At 73.4% G+C, this 16,006-nt stretch carries 10 protein-coding genes; 6 read left to right on the top strand and 4 right to left on the bottom strand.

Going from position 1 to position 16,006, the window contains the following annotated elements:
• The first annotated feature begins 145 nt into the window (after nucleotides 1–145).
• Nucleotides 146–1,702 (top strand): M4 family metallopeptidase, encoded by a 1,557-nt coding sequence (locus K7I03_RS09710; protein WP_185941153.1) that lies wholly within the window; start codon nucleotides 146–148, stop codon nucleotides 1,700–1,702.
• 195 nt (nucleotides 1,703–1,897) lie between these two features.
• Here the strand turns inward: K7I03_RS09710 and glgP are convergent, their stop codons facing one another.
• On the bottom strand, nucleotides 1,898–4,525 hold the full coding sequence (gene glgP, locus K7I03_RS09715) for an alpha-glucan family phosphorylase (protein WP_185941152.1): 2,628 nt from the start codon (nucleotides 4,523–4,525) through the stop codon (nucleotides 1,898–1,900).
• A 379-nt stretch (nucleotides 4,526–4,904) separates the two neighbouring features.
• On the opposite strand from glgP, the gene K7I03_RS09720 reads away from it, so the two are divergent.
• The 5 genes from K7I03_RS09720 (at nucleotide 4,905) to glgB (ending at nucleotide 14,225) form a co-directional block, all read left to right on the top strand.
• The gene (locus K7I03_RS09720; RefSeq protein ID WP_185941151.1) at nucleotides 4,905–5,837 is read left to right on the top strand and encodes a helix-turn-helix domain-containing protein; all 933 of its coding nucleotides are present in this window, start codon (nucleotides 4,905–4,907) and stop codon (nucleotides 5,835–5,837) included.
• A gap of 527 nt (nucleotides 5,838–6,364) precedes the next feature.
• Nucleotides 6,365–8,368: an alpha-1,4-glucan--maltose-1-phosphate maltosyltransferase gene (locus K7I03_RS09725; protein ID WP_185941150.1), complete on the top strand. Its 2,004-nt coding sequence runs from the start codon at nucleotides 6,365–6,367 to the stop codon at nucleotides 8,366–8,368.
• On the top strand, nucleotides 8,365–10,086 hold the full coding sequence (gene treS, locus K7I03_RS09730; RefSeq protein ID WP_185941149.1) for a maltose alpha-D-glucosyltransferase: 1,722 nt from the start codon (nucleotides 8,365–8,367) through the stop codon (nucleotides 10,084–10,086). Before K7I03_RS09725 ends, treS begins: the two co-directional genes overlap by 4 nt.
• Nucleotides 10,087–10,346: 260 nt before the next feature.
• Complete coding sequence (locus K7I03_RS09735; RefSeq protein WP_224346975.1) at nucleotides 10,347–11,861, top strand: maltokinase N-terminal cap-like domain-containing protein; 1,515 nt, start codon at nucleotides 10,347–10,349, stop codon at nucleotides 11,859–11,861.
• A 42-nt stretch (nucleotides 11,862–11,903) separates the two neighbouring features.
• Nucleotides 11,904–14,225, top strand: a complete 2,322-nt coding sequence (gene glgB, locus K7I03_RS09740) for a 1,4-alpha-glucan branching enzyme (protein WP_185941148.1) — start codon at nucleotides 11,904–11,906, stop codon at nucleotides 14,223–14,225.
• 9 nt (nucleotides 14,226–14,234) lie between these two features.
• Here glgB and K7I03_RS09745 read toward each other — a convergent pair whose 3' ends face one another.
• From K7I03_RS09745 to K7I03_RS09755, 3 genes are read right to left on the bottom strand one after another with little or no spacing between them, the layout of a single operon-like run.
• Nucleotides 14,235–15,047, bottom strand: a complete 813-nt coding sequence (locus K7I03_RS09745) for a hypothetical protein (RefSeq protein WP_185941147.1) — start codon at nucleotides 15,045–15,047, stop codon at nucleotides 14,235–14,237.
• Complete coding sequence (locus K7I03_RS09750) at nucleotides 15,044–15,646, bottom strand: RNA polymerase sigma factor (protein WP_185941146.1); 603 nt, start codon at nucleotides 15,644–15,646, stop codon at nucleotides 15,044–15,046. The genes K7I03_RS09745 and K7I03_RS09750 overlap by 4 nt, the downstream gene beginning before the upstream one ends.
• A gap of 49 nt (nucleotides 15,647–15,695) precedes the next feature.
• Nucleotides 15,696–15,887, bottom strand: coding sequence for a hypothetical protein (locus tag K7I03_RS09755; RefSeq protein ID WP_185941145.1), 192 nt, complete (start codon nucleotides 15,885–15,887; stop codon nucleotides 15,696–15,698).
• Nucleotides 15,888–16,006: the final 119 nt, after the last annotated feature.

Genomic DNA, 16,006 nt, shown 5'->3' on the forward strand with positions numbered 1-16,006 from the left:
GAAATTCCCTGAACGAGCGAAGAATCTTTATCAAACCGCTGCCACAGCAGCCCCGATATTCCCGGCAGGACGCACGCAAGTTCGATCAAACTGACGCTCGGCCGCGATCCTCGCGGACCGCTACTCTCACCTGCCAGGAGCATGCGTGCGTCACACGTCCCGAATAGCCCGTTCCGGGTCCCGTCGCCCCGCCGTCGCCGCGAGCGCGGCCACGGTCGCCGCGGCCCTCCTCGCCTCCGGCTTCGCCGGGACCCCGGCCCAGGCGGCCAGCCAGGAGGACCCCGCCAAGGCCCTGCACCTGAGCGGCAAGGAGCGGCTGGTCCCGCGCGGCACGGTCACCGACGAGGACGGCACCGTCCACACCCGGTACGAGCGCACCTACGAGGGCCTGCCGGTTCTCGGCGGCGACCTCGTCGTCCACCAGGACAAGCACGGCAAGGTCGAGGACGTCGACAAGGCCACCGAGGCCACCATCAAGGTCCCCACCACCAAGGCGAAGGTCTCCGCCCCCGTCGCGCGCCGCCAGGCGATGCTGGCGTCGGCGGACGAGGGCGCCGGCGCGTTCATCAGCAACCAGGCCCCGCGCAAGGTGGTCTGGGCGGCCAAGGGCGCCCCCGTCCTCGCCTACGAGACCGTCGTCGGCGGCCTCCAGCATGACGGCACCCCCAGCGAGCTGCACGTCGTCACCGACGCCACCACCGGCAAGAAGCTGGACGAGTTCCAGGCCATCGCCACCGGTACGGGCACCGGCATGTACAACGGCAAGGTCCCGGTCAACTCGGTGAAGTCCGGCGGCCGGTTCTACATGAAGGACGGCGCGCGCGGCGGTCACACGACCTTCCACGCCCAGAACAAGAAGTCCGGCGAGTCCTTCCCGGCCTTCAGCAACACCCGTGACGTCTGGGGCAACGGCAAGCAGAGCATGGCCCAGACCGCCGCTGTGGACGCCCAGTACGGCGCCGCGATGACCTGGGACTACTACAAGAACGTCCTGGGCCGCAAGGGCATCAAGGGCAACGGCAAGGCCGCCAACTCCTTCGTCCACTACGGCAACGGCTACAACAACGCCTTCTGGTCGGACGAGTGTTTCTGCATGGTCTACGGCGACGGCAAGGGCAACAAGGCGCCGCTGACCTCCCTCGACGTCGCGGGCCACGAGATGACCCACGGCGTCACCTCCGCCACCGCCCGCCTCCGCTACGAGGGCGAGTCCGGCGGCCTGAACGAGGCCACGTCCGACATCTTCGGCACCGCCGTCGAGTTCTACGCCCGCAACGGCCAGGACAAGGGCGACTACCTCATCGGCGAGAAGCTGGGCAAGCCGCTCCGCTACATGGACAAGCCCAGCAAGGACGGCCGCTCGGCCGACTACTGGCGCAAGGGCCTCGGCGACCTGGACGTGCACTACTCGTCCGGCGTGGCCAACCACTTCTTCTACCTGCTGGCCGAGGGCAGCGGCGCCAAGACGATCAACGGCGTCAAGTACAACAGCCCGACGTGGGGCGGCATCAAGGTCAACGGCATCGGCCGCGGCGCCGCCGAGAAGCTCTGGTACAAGGCGCTCACCTCGTACATGACCACCAACACCGACTACAAGGGCGCGCGTTCGGCGACCCTGAAGGCGGCCCGGGACCTGTACGGCACCAAGAGCAAGCAGTACAAGACCGTCCAGGCGGCGTGGGACGGCGTCAACGTCAAGTAACCAACGGCAGCGCGGGAGCGGCCGTCGGCGGCGGGCGACTGCCCGGAGGGGAACTCCGGGCGGTCGCCCGCCGTTTTTTCGTGCCGCGGGGCCGGCGCGTTCCGAGCGCCCGCGTGAGGGCGGCGGCCATCCCGGCGCGGCGCCGGCGGTGATCACGGAACGTGCGAGCCGGGTGGTGGCGCGCCCCTCCGGGCGCTACCGCATCAGCACCCCCGCCGCCTCCCCCGAAGCCTCCGCCGGGACGGCGACGAGGCCCATCTCGGCGCCGTCGGCGAGGAGGCGGTGGCCGGGGAGGATGCGGACGGTGTAGCCGAAGGGGCCCGTGCGGTCGAAGGTGAGCGGGCCCTCGTAGAGGCGGCGGCCGTCGAGGGCCGAGGTGCCGGCCGGTTTCAGCGGTACGGCCGCCGCTCCGGTGAGCCGGTCGGCGGCGTCCACCCGGCCGGCCAGGGCCTGCACCTCGACGTCCGACGGATCGAGGTCGCCAAGGGTGACGGTCACCCGGAGGGTGACGGTGGAGCCCAGTTCGGCGGTGCCGTCGAGGGGTCCGTCGGCGGCGGCCTCCACGTGGTCCACGGCCACCGTCGGCCAGGCGGCCCGCACCCGGGCCTTCCAGGCGGCGAGTTCCCGCGCCGCGTCGGGCGTGAGGGCGCGCTGCGCCTCCGCCGCCGGGCCGTAGAGCCGCTCCACGTACTCGCGGACCATCCGCCCGGCGAGGACCTTGGGGCCGAGCGTGCCCAGCGTCGAGCGGACCATCTCGATCCAGCGGCCGGGCAGCCCGTCGGGGCCGCGGTCGTAGAAGCGGGGTGCGACGCGCTCCTCCAGCAGGTCGTAGAGGGCGGCGGCCTCCAGGTCGTCGCGGCGCTCCTCGTCGGTGGCCGAGCCGTCGGCGGTGGGGATGGCCCAGCCGAAGTCGGGCTCGTACCACTCGTCCCACCAGCCGTCCAGGACGCTGAGGTTGAGGCAGCCGTTGAGGGCCGCCTTCATGCCCGAGGTGCCGCACGCCTCCAGCGGGCGCAGCGGGTTGTTCAGCCAGACGTCGCAGCCGGGGTAGAGCTTCTGGGCCATGGCCATGCCGTAGTCCGGCAGGAAGACGACGCGGTGCCGGACGCGCGGGTCGTCGGCGAACCGGACGAGCTCCTGCACCAGCCGCTTGCCGCCGTCGTCGGCCGGGTGGGCCTTGCCCGCGACGACGATCTGGAGCGGCCGCTCCGGGTGGAGCAGCAGCCGGGTGAGCCGCTCGCGGTCCCTGAGCATCAGGGTGAGCCGCTTGTACGACGGGACGCGGCGGGCGAAGCCGATGGTCAGCACGTCCGGGTCGAGGACGCCGTCGATCCAGCCGAGCTCGGCCGTGCCGGCGCCGCGCTCCCGCCAGGAGGCGCGCAGCCGTTCGCGGACCTCCTCCACCAGCTGCTCGCGCAGGGTGCGGCGGAGCTCCCAGACGTCGGCGTCGGAGATGTCGGCCACCGAGTCCCAGCGTTCGCTGCCGCCGAGGGTGAGCGCGTCCTCCGCGCGGGCGACGCCGATCCGGCGGGCGCCGAGCCGGAAGACCTCGGGGGCGACCCAGGTGGGCGCGTGGACGCCGTTGGTGATCGAGGTGATCGGCACCTCGGTGTCGTCGAACCCGGGCCACAGGCCCGCGAACATCCTGCGGCTGACCTCCCCGTGCAGGACGGAGACGCCGTTGGCGCGCTGCGCCAGCCGCAGCCCCATCACCGCCATGTTGAACAGGGCCGGGTCGCCGCCGGGGTAGTCCTCGGCGCCCAGCCGCAGCACTCTGTCGACGTCGATGCCGGGCAGCTCGGCGCCGTCGGCGAAGTGCCGGGCGACGAGCTCGCGGTCGAAGCGGTCGATGCCGGCGGGGACGGGGGTGTGGGTGGTGAAGACGGCCCCGGACCGGACGCTCTCCAGCGCGGCGTCGAAGTCCAGTCCGCCCGCGCTGAGTTCGCGGATGCGTTCGAGGCCGAGGAAACCGGCGTGGCCCTCGTTGGTGTGGAACACCTCGGGGGCGGGGTGGCCGGTGAGCCGGCAGTAGGCGCGGACCGCGCGGACGCCGCCGATGCCCAGCAGCATCTCCTGGAGCAGCCGGTGCTCGCTGCCGCCGCCGTAGAGGCGGTCGGTGACGTCGCGTTCGCCCGGCGCGTTCTCCTCGACGTCGGAGTCGAGGAGCAGCAGCGGCACCCGGCCCACCTCGGCCTTCCACACATGGGCGCGGAGCGACCGGCCGCCGGGCAGCGCCAGGGCGACCGTGGCGGGCGAGCCGTCGGCCTCGCGGAGGAGGGACAGCGGGAGCTCGTTGGGGTCCAGCAGCGGGTAGTGCTCCTGCTGCCAGCCCTCGCGGGACAGGGACTGCCGGAAGTAGCCGTGCCGGTAGAGCAGCCCCACGCCGATCAGCGGGACGCCCAGGTCGCTGGCGGACTTCAGGTGGTCGCCGGCGAGGATGCCGAGGCCGCCGCTGTACTGCGGGAGGGCGGCGGTGATGCCGAACTCGGGCGAGAAGTAGGCGACCGCGGCGGGCAGTCCGGGCGGCTGCTCCTGGTACCAGCGGGCGCCGGTGAGGTAGTCGTGCAGGTCGTCGGCGGCCGCGGCGAGCCGCCTGCGGAACCGGCGGTCGTCGGCGAGGGCGGTCAGCCGGGCGGCCGGCACGGCGCCGAGCAGCCGCAGCGGATCGCCGCCGGCCGCCCGCCAGCCCTCGGGATCGAGGGTCTGGAACAGCTCACGGGTCTCGGGGTGCCAGGACCAGCGCAGATTGCGCGCCAGCTCACTGAGCGGTCGTAGGGGCTCCGGAAGGACGGGGCGCACGCTGAATCGACGAATGGCCTTCACGGGGACGACGGTAGCGGCGCGGGGGCCGCGGTCGCGGCTCAAGACGCCAAGTGCCTCCTTCTGCTCGAACCGCTTCCCCCGGAGGCGGGCCGTCGCGGTCCCGGCCGGACGCCGGCTCGCGGCCGGTGACGCGGGGAGATCCCCCGGAGACCCCGCCGACGCGGGCCCGGCCGGTGGCACGGGAATGTCCCCCGGAGGCGCGCCGATGCCGGCCCGGCCGGACGCGCGGCGGCTCGCGGCCGGTGACGCGTGGGTGTCCCCCGGAGGCCCGCCGTCGCGGTCCCGGCCGGTGGCACCGGGACGTCCCCCTCCGGGCCCCGGGCTGCCTGACACTGGCAGGGGCAGGCAGCCCCCGCGCGGGCGCGGTTGACTTGCCCCCATGGACACTCCTGCCGCCCTGGGCGAATTCCTGCGCACCCGCCGCGCCGCGCTGCGGCCCGAGGACGTCGGGCTGACCACCTACGGGGGACAGCGCCGGGTGCCCGGGCTGCGCCGCGAGGAGTTGGCGCTGCTGGCGGGGGTCAGCACGGCGTACTACACCCGGCTGGAGCAGGGGCAGTCCGTGAACGCCTCGGACGGCGTGCTGGACGCGCTGGCGCGGGCGCTGCGGCTGAGCCCGGACGAGTACGCGCACCTGCGGAACCTGGCGCGTCCCGGCCGTCCCGCGCCCCGCGCCGCCGCGGCCCGGCCCGCGCGGGTGCGGCCCGGGGTGCGGCGGCTGGTGGCGGCGCTGGACGGGATCCCGGCCGTCGTCCTGAACCACCGCTACGACGTGCTGGACTGGAACCCCCTGGGCCACGCCCTGACCGCGGGGCACCTGGCCGCCGACGGCCCGCACCGCGCCGCCGCGCGCCCCAACTCCCAGCGGCTGCTCTTCCTCGACCCGCACGTGCGGGACCTCTACCCGCGCTGGGACCTGGAGGCGCGGCGGGCGGTGTCGGCGCTGCGGCTGGCCGCGGGCGAGCACCCGGACGACCCGGCGCTGGCCGAGCTGATCGGGGAACTGAGCATGAAGAGCCCGGAGTTCGCGTCGCTGTGGGCCCGGCATCCGGTGCGGTCCTGCGTGACGGGGACCAAGGATTTCCACCACCCGCTGGTGGGCCCGCTGACGCTGACGTTCGAGATGCTGCGGGTGCCGGCGGCGGAGGGCCCCGGGCAGTCGCTGCTGACGTTCAGCGCGGAGCCGGGGAGCCCGTCGGAGGCGGGGCTGCGGCTGCTGGGGACGACGCTGGAGCCCGCCGGTGCACGGGCCCCGGGAGGCGCCGTCGCCCCGCGCGTGGAACACGACCGCCAGAGGCCGACCGCGCACTGATGCTCCGGTACGAGGCGGAAATACGCCGCGCCTACACCCGGGCCTTCGAAGGCCGGAAGTCGCTACGACCTTCGAACGCCGGGCGGGCGCGGCGTTCCCCCATCCGGCCGTCGGCGGCCCCCGGTCGTCACATTGCACACGGTCGGCCCAGCGGGGAGACTCCCTACGAGTGACGGAGGCCCCGCCGCCCTCCTCGGGCGGTACCGGGGGAACTACGCACCGGTAGGCCGGGCGGTGCGGGCATGTCCGCCAGGGTCCGGTGGGAAAGCTCCCCCGGTGCGGGGACCCCGCGCCCCCGTCCGCTCGCCCCCAGGACGACCCCCTCGGTATTTCCGCACTTCCCGCTCGTCAGGTTTTCGCAGGTTTTCCGGCGCCCGGCCGGGTGAATGCGGACAGGTGCAGCCCTGCCCGCGTTCTCCCGGCCGTCGGGGCAGCGGATAGAAAGAACGGAACGCGCCAGATCCCCCGTCAGCATCCGTCATCAACCGGGCACTTCTCCGGTTTCCCCTCGGACCCCAGGTGATTCCATGATCGGTCGCATTCCCGTCCTGGACCTCGCCCCGCTCGTGGACTGCGGCCGCAGACCGGCGAAGGCAGTGGTCGGCGAGTCCTTCGAGGTCACCGCCACGGTTTTCCGCGAAGGCCATGACGCGGTGGGCGCGAACGTGGTACTGCGGGACGCTTCGGGCCGGTCGGGGCCGTGGACGCCGATGCGGGAGCTCGCCCCGGGCACGGACCGGTGGGGCGCCGAGGTCACCCCGGACGCGGAGGGCCGCTGGACGTACGCGGTCGAGGCGTGGAGCGACCCGGTGAGCACCTGGCGGCACGCGGCCCGGATCAAGGTGCCGGCGGGCATCGACACGGAGCTGGTGCTGGAGGAGGGCGCCCGGCTGTACGAGCGGGCGGCGGGCGGCGTGCCCAAGAGCGAGGGCCGGGAGGCGGTGCTGGCCGCGGTTGACGCCCTGCGCGACACCGAGCGGCCGGTGGCCGACCGGCTGGCCGCCGCGCTGGCCCCGGCCGTCTCGGCCGCCCTGGCCGCGCACCCGCTGCGCGAACTGGTCACCTCCACCCGGCCGCTGCCGCTGCTGGTGGAGCGGGAGCGGGCGCTGTTCGGCTCGTGGTACGAGCTGTTCCCGCGCTCGGAGGGGGCGGTGGTGACGGCGGCCGGGCCGCCGGTGAGCGGGACGTTCCGGACGGCGGCCAAGCGGCTGCCGGCCGTGGCGCGGATGGGCTTCGACGTCGTCTATCTGCCGCCCATCCACCCCATCGGCACCTCCTTCCGCAAGGGCCCCAACAACGCGCTGAGCGCGGGCCCGTACGACGTCGGCAGCCCGTGGGCGATCGGCTCGGCCGACGGCGGGCACGACGCGATCCACCCGGACCTCGGCACCTTCGAGGACTTCGACCACTTCGTGGCCACGGCGCGCGAGCTGCGGATGGAGGTGGCACTGGACTTCGCCCTGCAGTGCTCCCCCGACCACCCCTGGGTGGACAAGCACCCGGAGTGGTTCCACCACCGCGCGGACGGCTCGATCGCGTACGCCGAGAACCCGCCGAAGAAGTACCAGGACATCTACCCGCTGGCGTTCGACGCGGACTTCGACGGGCTGGTGCGGGAGACGCTGCGGCTGCTGCGGTTCTGGATGGACCGCGGGGTGCGGATCTTCCGGGTGGACAACCCGCACACCAAGCCGGTCGCCTTCTGGGAGAAGGTGATCGCGGACATCGGCCGCACCGACCCCGATGTGATCTTCCTGGCCGAGGCGTTCACCCGGCCCGCGATGATGCGCACCCTCGCCGCGGTCGGCTTCCAGCAGTCGTACACCTACTTCACCTGGCGCAACTCCAAGCAGGAGCTCACCGATTACCTCACCGAGCTCTCGCGTGACTCGGCCGCCGTGATGCGCCCCAACCTCTTCGTCAACACCCCTGACATCCTGCACGCCTACCTCCAGGAGGGCGGCCGCGCGGCGTTCGAGATCCGGGCCGTGCTCGCCGCCACCCTCTCCCCGTCCTGGGGCGTCTACGCCGGCTACGAGCTGTGCGAGCACGTCCCCGCCAAGCCCGGCAGCGAGGAGTACCTGGACTCGGAGAAGTACCAACTGCGGCCGCGCGACTGGGAGTCGGCCGAGCGCGCGGGGCGCAGCCTGGCTCCCCTGATCACCGTGCTCAACCGGCTGCGAAGGCGGCACCCGGCTCTGCGGCGCCTGCGCAACCTCCGCTTCCACCACGTCGACAACGACGCCGTCATCGCCTACTCCAAGCGCTGCGACGGCCCGGGCGGAGACTGCGTGGTGACGGTCGTCAACCTCGACCCCCACCACACCCAGGAGGCGACGGTCTCGTTGGACATGCCGGAGCTCGGCCTCGACTGGCACGAGACCTTCCCGGTGCGCGACGAGCTCACCGGCGAGACCTACCACTGGGGCAGGGACAACTATGTGCGCCTTGAGCCGGGCCGCGCGATCGCGCCCGCGCACGTGTTCTCGCTGCGACCGTCCTCACCGATCGGAGGGTCACCCACACCATGATCGTCAACGAGCCCGTACCGGACACGTTCGAGGACACCCCCGCGAAGGACCGGGATCCCGACTGGTTCAAGCGCGCGGTGTTCTACGAGGTCCTCGTGCGTTCCTTCCAGGACAGCGACGGCGACGGCATCGGGGACCTCAAAGGGCTGACGGCCAAGCTGGACTACCTGCAGTGGCTGGGCGTCGACTGCCTCTGGCTGCCGCCGTTCTTCCAGTCCCCGCTGCGGGACGGCGGCTACGACGTCTCGGACTACACCTCCGTCCTTCCGGAGTTCGGTGACCTGGCGGACTTCGTCGAGTTCGTGGACGCCGCGCACCAGCGCGGCATGCGCGTCATCATCGACTTTGTCATGAACCATACGAGCGATCAGCACGACTGGTTCCAGCAGTCCCGCACCGATCCGGACGGGCCGTACGGCGACTACTACATGTGGGCCGACGACGACAAGCAGTACCAGGACGCGCGGATCATCTTCATCGACACCGAGACGTCCAACTGGACCTTCGACCCGGTCCGCAAGCAGTACTACTGGCACCGGTTCTTCTCCCACCAGCCGGACCTCAACTACGCGAACCCAGCGGTCCAGGAGGAGATCCTGGCGGCCCTGCGGTTCTGGCTGGACCTGGGCATCGACGGGTTCCGGCTGGACGCGGTGCCGTACCTGTTCGCGCAGGAGGGCACCAACTGCGAGAACCTGCCGCAGTCGCACGCCTTCCTGAAGCGGGTCCGCGCCGAGATCGACGCCCACTACCCGGACACCGTGCTGCTGGCCGAGGCCAACCAGTGGCCGGAGGACGTCGTCGACTACTTCGGCGACTACGCCAAGGGCGGCGACGAGTGCCACATGGCCTTCCACTTCCCGGTGATGCCGCGCATCTTCATGGCCGTGCGCCGCGAGTCCCGCTACCCGGTCTCCGAAGTCCTGGCCAAGACCCCGGCCATCCCCTCGCGCTGCCAGTGGGGCATCTTCCTCCGCAACCACGACGAGCTGACCCTCGAGATGGTGACGGACGAGGAACGCGACTACATGTACGCGGAGTACGCCAAGGATCCCCGGATGCGCGCCAACATCGGCATCCGGCGCCGACTGGCCCCGCTGCTCGACAACGACCGCAACCAGATCGAGCTGTTCACCGCGCTGCTGCTGTCGCTGCCCGGCTCGCCGATCCTCTACTACGGGGACGAGATCGGCATGGGCGACAACATCTGGCTCGGTGACCGGGACGGGGTGCGGACCCCGATGCAGTGGACGCCGGACCGCAACGCGGGCTTCTCCTCCTGCGACCCGGGCCGGCTGTTCCTGCCCACGATCATGGACCCGGTCTACGGGTACCAGGTCACCAACGTCGAGGCGGCGATGAGCAGTCCGTCGTCGCTGCTGCACTGGACCCGCCGGATGATCGAGATCCGGAAGCAGAACGCGGCGTTCGGGCTCGGCTCGTACACCGAGCTCCAGTCGAGCAACCCGGCGGTGCTGGCGTTCCTGCGGGAATACCAGGACGACCTGGTCCTGTGCGTGAACAACTTCTCCCGTTTCGCACAGCCGACCGAGCTGGACCTGCGGACCTTCAACGGGCGGCACCCGGTGGAGCTGATCGGCGGCGTCCGCTTCCCGGCCATCGGGGAGCTGCCGTACCTGCTGACCCTGGCGGGACACGGCTTCTACTGGTTCCGGCTGCGCCGCAACGCCCCGGCCGGGGGCCACCAGCCGGGGTGACCGGCAGGCGGGGGGCGGGAAAACCGGCTGCGGGCCGCACCCGGTTTTCCCGCCCCCGCCCCGGGCACCCTCACTACTACGCACAGACCGGCCCGGATCAAAGGGTTCCGGTACGGCGCGCGCTGACCGTACGGACGATCCTGGCCGGACACTCCCGCCGCCTTCGGCGGGAGCGCCCCGACGCACCGCACACTGGCCAAAGCCGCAATCCGGGACACTGTGCCCCATCGTCGTGTGCCCCGGGGAAAGGACGCGACGCCATGTCGGACGCTGTACCGCCCCGCCGGGAGACCGCCCCGGGGGCGGAGAGCCCCGGGTCCGCACCGTCCGGCGTCGCCGCCGCGCCGCCGCTCCCCCTTGAGGGTTCCGACCGCCTTGAGAGTTCCGACCGTCTTGAGGATTCCGACCGCGCCGAGGCGCTGCTGTCCTCACTGGCCCCGCCCCTGGTCGACTGGCTGCCCCGGCAGCGCTGGTTCGCCGGCAAGGGCAGCCCGGTCACCGGGCTCACCCCGGTCACCGCCGTCGACCTGCTGCCCGTCGGCCCGGCCGGGGGCGCGCCCGGCCTGCTGCACCTCCTCGTCCGCGCCCGGCAGTCCGGGACCGGCTCCGACGACTGCTACCAGCTGCTGCTCGGCGTCCGGCACGTGCTGCCGCCGCACCTCGCGCCCGCGCTCGTCGGCCGCCCGGAGGACGGGCCGCTGCGCGGGCTCGCCGTGTACGAGGCGCTGGCCGACCCCCGGCTGGCCGGGCTGCTGCTGGAGCGGCTGCGGGTGCCCGGCCGGCTCGGCCCGCTGCGGTTCGCCCGCGAGCCGCACGGCGACCTGCCGGCCGGCCTCGCCCCCCGGCTCCTCGGGGTCGAGCAGTCCAACTCCTCGGTGGTGTACGGCGACACGTACATCCTCAAGCTCTTCCGCCGCGTGGGCCCCGGCGTCAACCCGGACCTCGAACTCCCCCGGGCCCTCGCCCGTACCGGCTGCGCCCGGGTCCCCGCGCCCGTGGCCTGGTACGAGGCCGAACCGCCGGGCGCGGCCGAGCCGATGACCCTCGGCGTCCTCCAGCCGTTCCTGCCCGGCTCCGCCGACGGCTGGCGGCTCGCCCTCGACGCGCTGGCGGCGGGGGCCGACTTCGCCGCTTCCGCGCGCGCCCTGGGGCAGGCCACCGCCGAGGTGCACCGCGCCCTCGCCGCCGCCCTCCCGACCGTCGACCTGGACCCGCCGCGGCTGGAGCGGATCGCCGCCGCCATGCGCCGCCGGCTGGACGTGACCGCCGAGGCCGTCCCGGCGCTCCGCCCGTACCGGGACGCGCTGCGCGCCGCCTACGACGAACTGACCCGCCCGCCCGGTCCCGGCCGGCCGCGCCGCGCCCAGCGGATCCACGGCGACCTGCACCTCGGGCAGGCGCTGCGGACCGCGGACGGCCGCTGGTCGCTGATCGACTTCGAGGGCGAGCCGGCCCGGCCGCTGGCCGAGCGGCGCCGCCCGCAGCCGGTCGAGCAGGACGTCGCGGGCATGCTCCGCTCCTTCGACTACGCGGCGGCGGTCGGCCGGGCGGCCGGCACCGACTGGGCGCCGCGCGCCCGGGAGGCGTACTGCGACGGCTACGCCGCCGCCCACCACGACCCGCGCGAGGACGGCCCGCTGCTGGTCGCGCAGGAGACCGACAAGGCCGTCTACGAAGTGCTGTACGAGGCCCGGCACCGGCCGGACTGGCTCCCCGTGCCGCTGTCCGCGATCCGCCGGCTCGCTGAGCGGGCGGACGGCGTCCGGCGGCCCTGACCGCACCCGTCCCCCCTTGATGACTTCCGGGAGGAAGACCCCGTGACCGCTCGACCGCCGTCCCACGAGCCCCCCAACGGGTTCGTCCCCGCCACCTTCCTGCCCGGCCGCCGACGCCCCGGCTCCCCGCCCGCGCCGGCCGGCGGGCGGGGGGTGCGGCCCGCACCACGCCCGGACGAGGCCGAGCGCGCACGGCTGCTGAGCGGCGCCCACCACGATCCGCACGCCCTGCTGGGCGCCCACCACGCCCCGGGCGGGGTGGCGTTCCGGGTGCTCCGCCCGTACGCCCGCGCGGTGACGGTGGTGGCCAAGGGGCTGCGGGCGGAGCTGCTGCCGGAGGGGGACGGCTTCTTCGGCGGGGTGCTGCCGCTGCGGGAGATCCCCGACTACCGGCTGCATGTGGCGTACGGACCGACCGAGTCGGGTGAGGCCGACGAGATCGAGATCGACGATCCGTACCGCTTCCTGCCCGCTCTCGGCGAGCTCGACCTGTACCTGATCGGCGAGGGGCGCCACGAGCAGCTGTGGCAGGCGCTCGGCGCGTGGCCGATGACGCACCAGGGGGTGACGGGCACCCGGTTCACGGTGTGGGCACCGAACGCCCTGGGGGTGCGGGTGGCGGGCGGCTTCAACCTGTGGGACGCCACGGCCCACCCGATGCGCTCGCTGGGGGCGACGGGCGTGTGGGAGGTGTTCGTCCCGGGCGTCGGCGAGGGCGAGCTGTACAAGTTCGACATCACCCGGCCCGACGGGACGCACACTCTGCGGGCCGACCCGATGGCGCGGCGCACGGAGGCGCCGCCCGCCACCGCGTCGGTCGTGCACGTCTCGCACCACGAGTGGGGCGACGACGCCTGGATGGCCCGGCGCGGCGACCGGCCGGCGCACGCGGCGCCGTTCTCCGTCTACGAGGTCCACCTGGCGTCCTGGCGGCCGGGGCTGGGCTACCGGGAACTGGCCGAGCAGCTGGCCGCGTACGTGACGGACCTGGGCTTCACACATGTGGAGTTCCTGCCGGTCGCGGAGCATCCGTACGGCGGCTCGTGGGGCTACCAGGTGACCGGCTTCTACGCGCCGACCGCCCGGCTGGGCACGCCGGACGAGTTCAAGTACCTGGTGGACAGGCTGCATCAGGCGGGCATCGGGGTTCTGGTGGACTGGGTGCCGGCGCACTTCCCGCGCGACGCGTGGGCGCTGGCGGAGTTCGACGGGCGCCCGCTGTACGAGCCGGCGGACCCGCTGCGGGCGGCCCATCCGGACTGGGGGACGCTGGAGTTCGACTACGGGCGCACGGAGGTGCGCAACTTCCTGGTGGCGAACGCCGTCTTCTGGTGCGAGGAGTACCACGTCGACGGGCTGCGGGTGGACGCCGTCGCCTCGATGCTCTACCTCGACTACTCGCGCGAGCCCGGCCAGTGGACGCCCAACGAGCACGGCGGGCGGGAGAACCTGGACGCGGTGGCGTTCCTCCAGGAGATGAACGCCACCGTCTACCGGCGCTGCCCGGGGGTCGTCACGGTGGCCGAGGAGTCCACCGCCTGGGACGGCGTCACCCGGGCCACCCACCACGTGGGACCGGGCGGCTTCGGCGGGCTGGGCTTCGGGCTGAAGTGGAACATGGGGTGGATGCACGACTCGCTGGAGTACATGGCGAAGGAGCCGGTGCACCGCAAGTACCACCACGGCGAGCTGACCTTCGCGATGGTCTACGCGTACAGCGAGAACTACGTACTGCCGATCTCGCACGACGAGGTGGTGCACGGGAAGCGGTCCCTGGTGTCGAAGATGCCCGGCGACTGGTGGCAGCGGCGGGCCAACCACCGGGCGTTCCTGGGCTTCATGTGGTCCCATCCGGGCAAACAACTGCTGTTCATGGGCCAGGAGTTCGCCCAGGGGGCCGAGTGGTCGGAGACGCACGGGCCGGACTGGTGGCTGCTCGACTCCACGTACGCGGCCGGGGCCGACCACCGGGGCGTACGGGACCTCGTCCGCGACCTCAACGCCCGCTACCGGGCCACGCCCGCGCTGTGGGAGTACGACACGGTGCCGGACGGCTTCTCGTGGGTCGTCGGCGACGCGGCGGAGGACAACGTCCTCGCCTTCCTCCGCTTCGCCGCCGACGGCTCGCCGCTGCTGGCGGTGAGCAACTTCTCGCCCGTCGTCCGGCCCGGCTACCGGCTGGGGGTGCCGGCCGGGACGGCGGTCTGGGAGGAGTGCCTCAACACCGACGCGGCGCGGTACGGCGGCGGGGGCGTCGGCAACCCGGACCCCGTCAAGGCGCTTCCGGTGGGCCGGCACGGGCGGCCGGCGAGCATCGAACCGACACTGCCGCCGCTGGCCACGGTGTGGTTCCGGCCGGTGTGACGCCGTCTCCTACGGAGCCGCCGCCGTGAGCGTGCGCAGGTCCTGGACGAGGGGGGGCTCGGGGAGCGGGATCGCGCCGAGGTCCGGGTCGTGGTGCTCGCTGAAGTGCACGGCGGCCGGCCCGGGGAGGCGGCGCGCGGCCGCGGAGGCGGCGGCCCGGTCGCCCCAGACCCGGTCCGGGACGAAGCCGTGCCGGACGAGCTCCCCGCACCAGAAGGCCGCGTCGTGGTACTCGCCGCGGCAGGAGTGGTCCAGGAACAGGCAATACTCCGCTGTGCCGTCGCCCGCGCCGGCCGCGAACTGCCACCAGAAGCGGGCGCCGTCGCCGTGGTCGGCCAGGTGCAGCAGACAGGCGAAGACCCGGGCGCCGGTGCGGCCCGCGCACCGGTCGCGGATGAAGCGGTCGAGGTCGCGGGGGGCGTCGGGGGCACGCAGCACGGCCAGGCTCATGTCCGTCAGGTCCCAGCGGGCGCGGTCGGCGTCGGGGGTGGCCGGGGCGCCGGGGATGCCGATGGCGCCTGGGGTGCCCGGGGCGCCGGGGGCGGGGTCTCCGGGTGTCGGGTCCCCGGGGGTTGCGTCTCCGAATGTTGCGCCTCCGGGTGTTGCGTCACCGGGTGTCGGGTCCGTCCAGGCCGGGGACCAGGCGACGGAGACGGCCGGCGCGGTCCGGCGAGCGCGGGCGGACACGCGGGCGGACAGCCGGGCCCGCAGGCGCGCCTCGGCCGCCGTCACGTCGTAGTCGGCGTAGCGGTCCGGGGTACGGGCCAGGGACAGGAGTCGTTCGACTCTGCCCCGGGCCGCGGGCGCGAGGTCGTCGGTCATGGGGTCTCCTCCCGCCGTGCGGTGTCGGCCGTGGCCTCCGGGACACCGGGGGCGCCCGGGATCCCTTCGCCGCGCGGTGCTCCGGTGACGCCCGTCCGCAGCACCCGGGCCAGGCGCCGGCAGGCCTGGCTGACGTGGGAGCGCACCGTGGCCTCCTCGATGCCCAGCAGTTCCGCCGCTTCGGAGGTGGTGTAGCCGATGCGGTACCGGAGCACAACGGCGTCCCGCTGGCGCTCACTCAGACTGCCGATGGCGGCGTTCAACTGTATGAAATCGGCGAGGAGTTCGTAGGGGTCCTCGGCCTGGTCGCGGAGGGCCGCCTCGAAGGCGGCGGTGTCCATGGGCTCGGGGCGGCGCCTGCGGCGGCGCCACTGGTCGCAGATGCGGTGCTTGAGGATCGTCCAGGCGTACTGCTCCAGGTGGGCCATCCGCAGCATGCGGGGCCAGCTGTGCATGACGGCCTCGAAGGCGAGGTCCACCGCCTCCTCCGCGTCGGCGTCGGATCCCAGCCGGGCGTAGGCGAAGCGCATGTAGTCCCGTCTGCGGGCGAGGTGGAAGGCCCAGAAGGAGAGCCGGTCGCTGTCCGACCACCGCGCCATCGGGCCGTCACCGTCGCCGCCCCCGCTCCCGTCCCCGTCGGACGCCCCCTCAGCCACAGCGGCCCCCGTGCTTGCACGAGGGCTTCGCCGGGCCCGAGTGGCGGGGGCCGCCGGCCAGGCCGGAGATGCCGATCCGGACGCCGGCGGCGAGCATCCGGCGCAGCAGCCGGAACACGTCCGGCCCGAACACCCGCAGGGCCAGCCCGACTTCGATCCATCGCGCCGCGTTCTCTTGGTGCACCTGCTTCTCCCGTACTGCGTATCGGTGTGGTGTGGAGTGGAGTGGTTTGGAGGGGAAGGGGGGAGGGGACGCCGGGCATCCCCCGTGCGGCGCCGGAGACGCGTGGTCTCCATGGGTAC

It is taken from the genome of Streptomyces mobaraensis, from assembly GCF_020099395.1.
Lineage (GTDB): Bacteria > Actinomycetota > Actinomycetes > Streptomycetales > Streptomycetaceae > Streptomyces.

What these genes read in the sequence shown, in the direction of transcription:
- K7I03_RS09720 (WP_185941151.1), top strand. Translation starts at nt 4,905, where the DNA reads ATGGACACTCCTGCCGCCCTGGGCGAATTCCTGCGCACCCGCCGCGCC.
- K7I03_RS09725 (WP_185941150.1), top strand. Translation starts at nt 6,365, where the DNA reads ATGATCGGTCGCATTCCCGTCCTGGACCTCGCCCCGCTCGTGGACTGC.
- treS (WP_185941149.1), top strand. Translation starts at nt 8,365, where the DNA reads ATGATCGTCAACGAGCCCGTACCGGACACGTTCGAGGACACCCCCGCG.
- K7I03_RS09735 (WP_224346975.1), top strand. Translation starts at nt 10,347, where the DNA reads ATGTCGGACGCTGTACCGCCCCGCCGGGAGACCGCCCCGGGGGCGGAG.
- K7I03_RS09745 (WP_185941147.1), bottom strand. Translation starts at nt 15,047, where the DNA reads ATGACCGACGACCTCGCGCCCGCGGCCCGGGGCAGAGTCGAACGACTC.
- K7I03_RS09750 (WP_185941146.1), bottom strand. Translation starts at nt 15,646, where the DNA reads ATGGCGCGGTGGTCGGACAGCGACCGGCTCTCCTTCTGGGCCTTCCAC.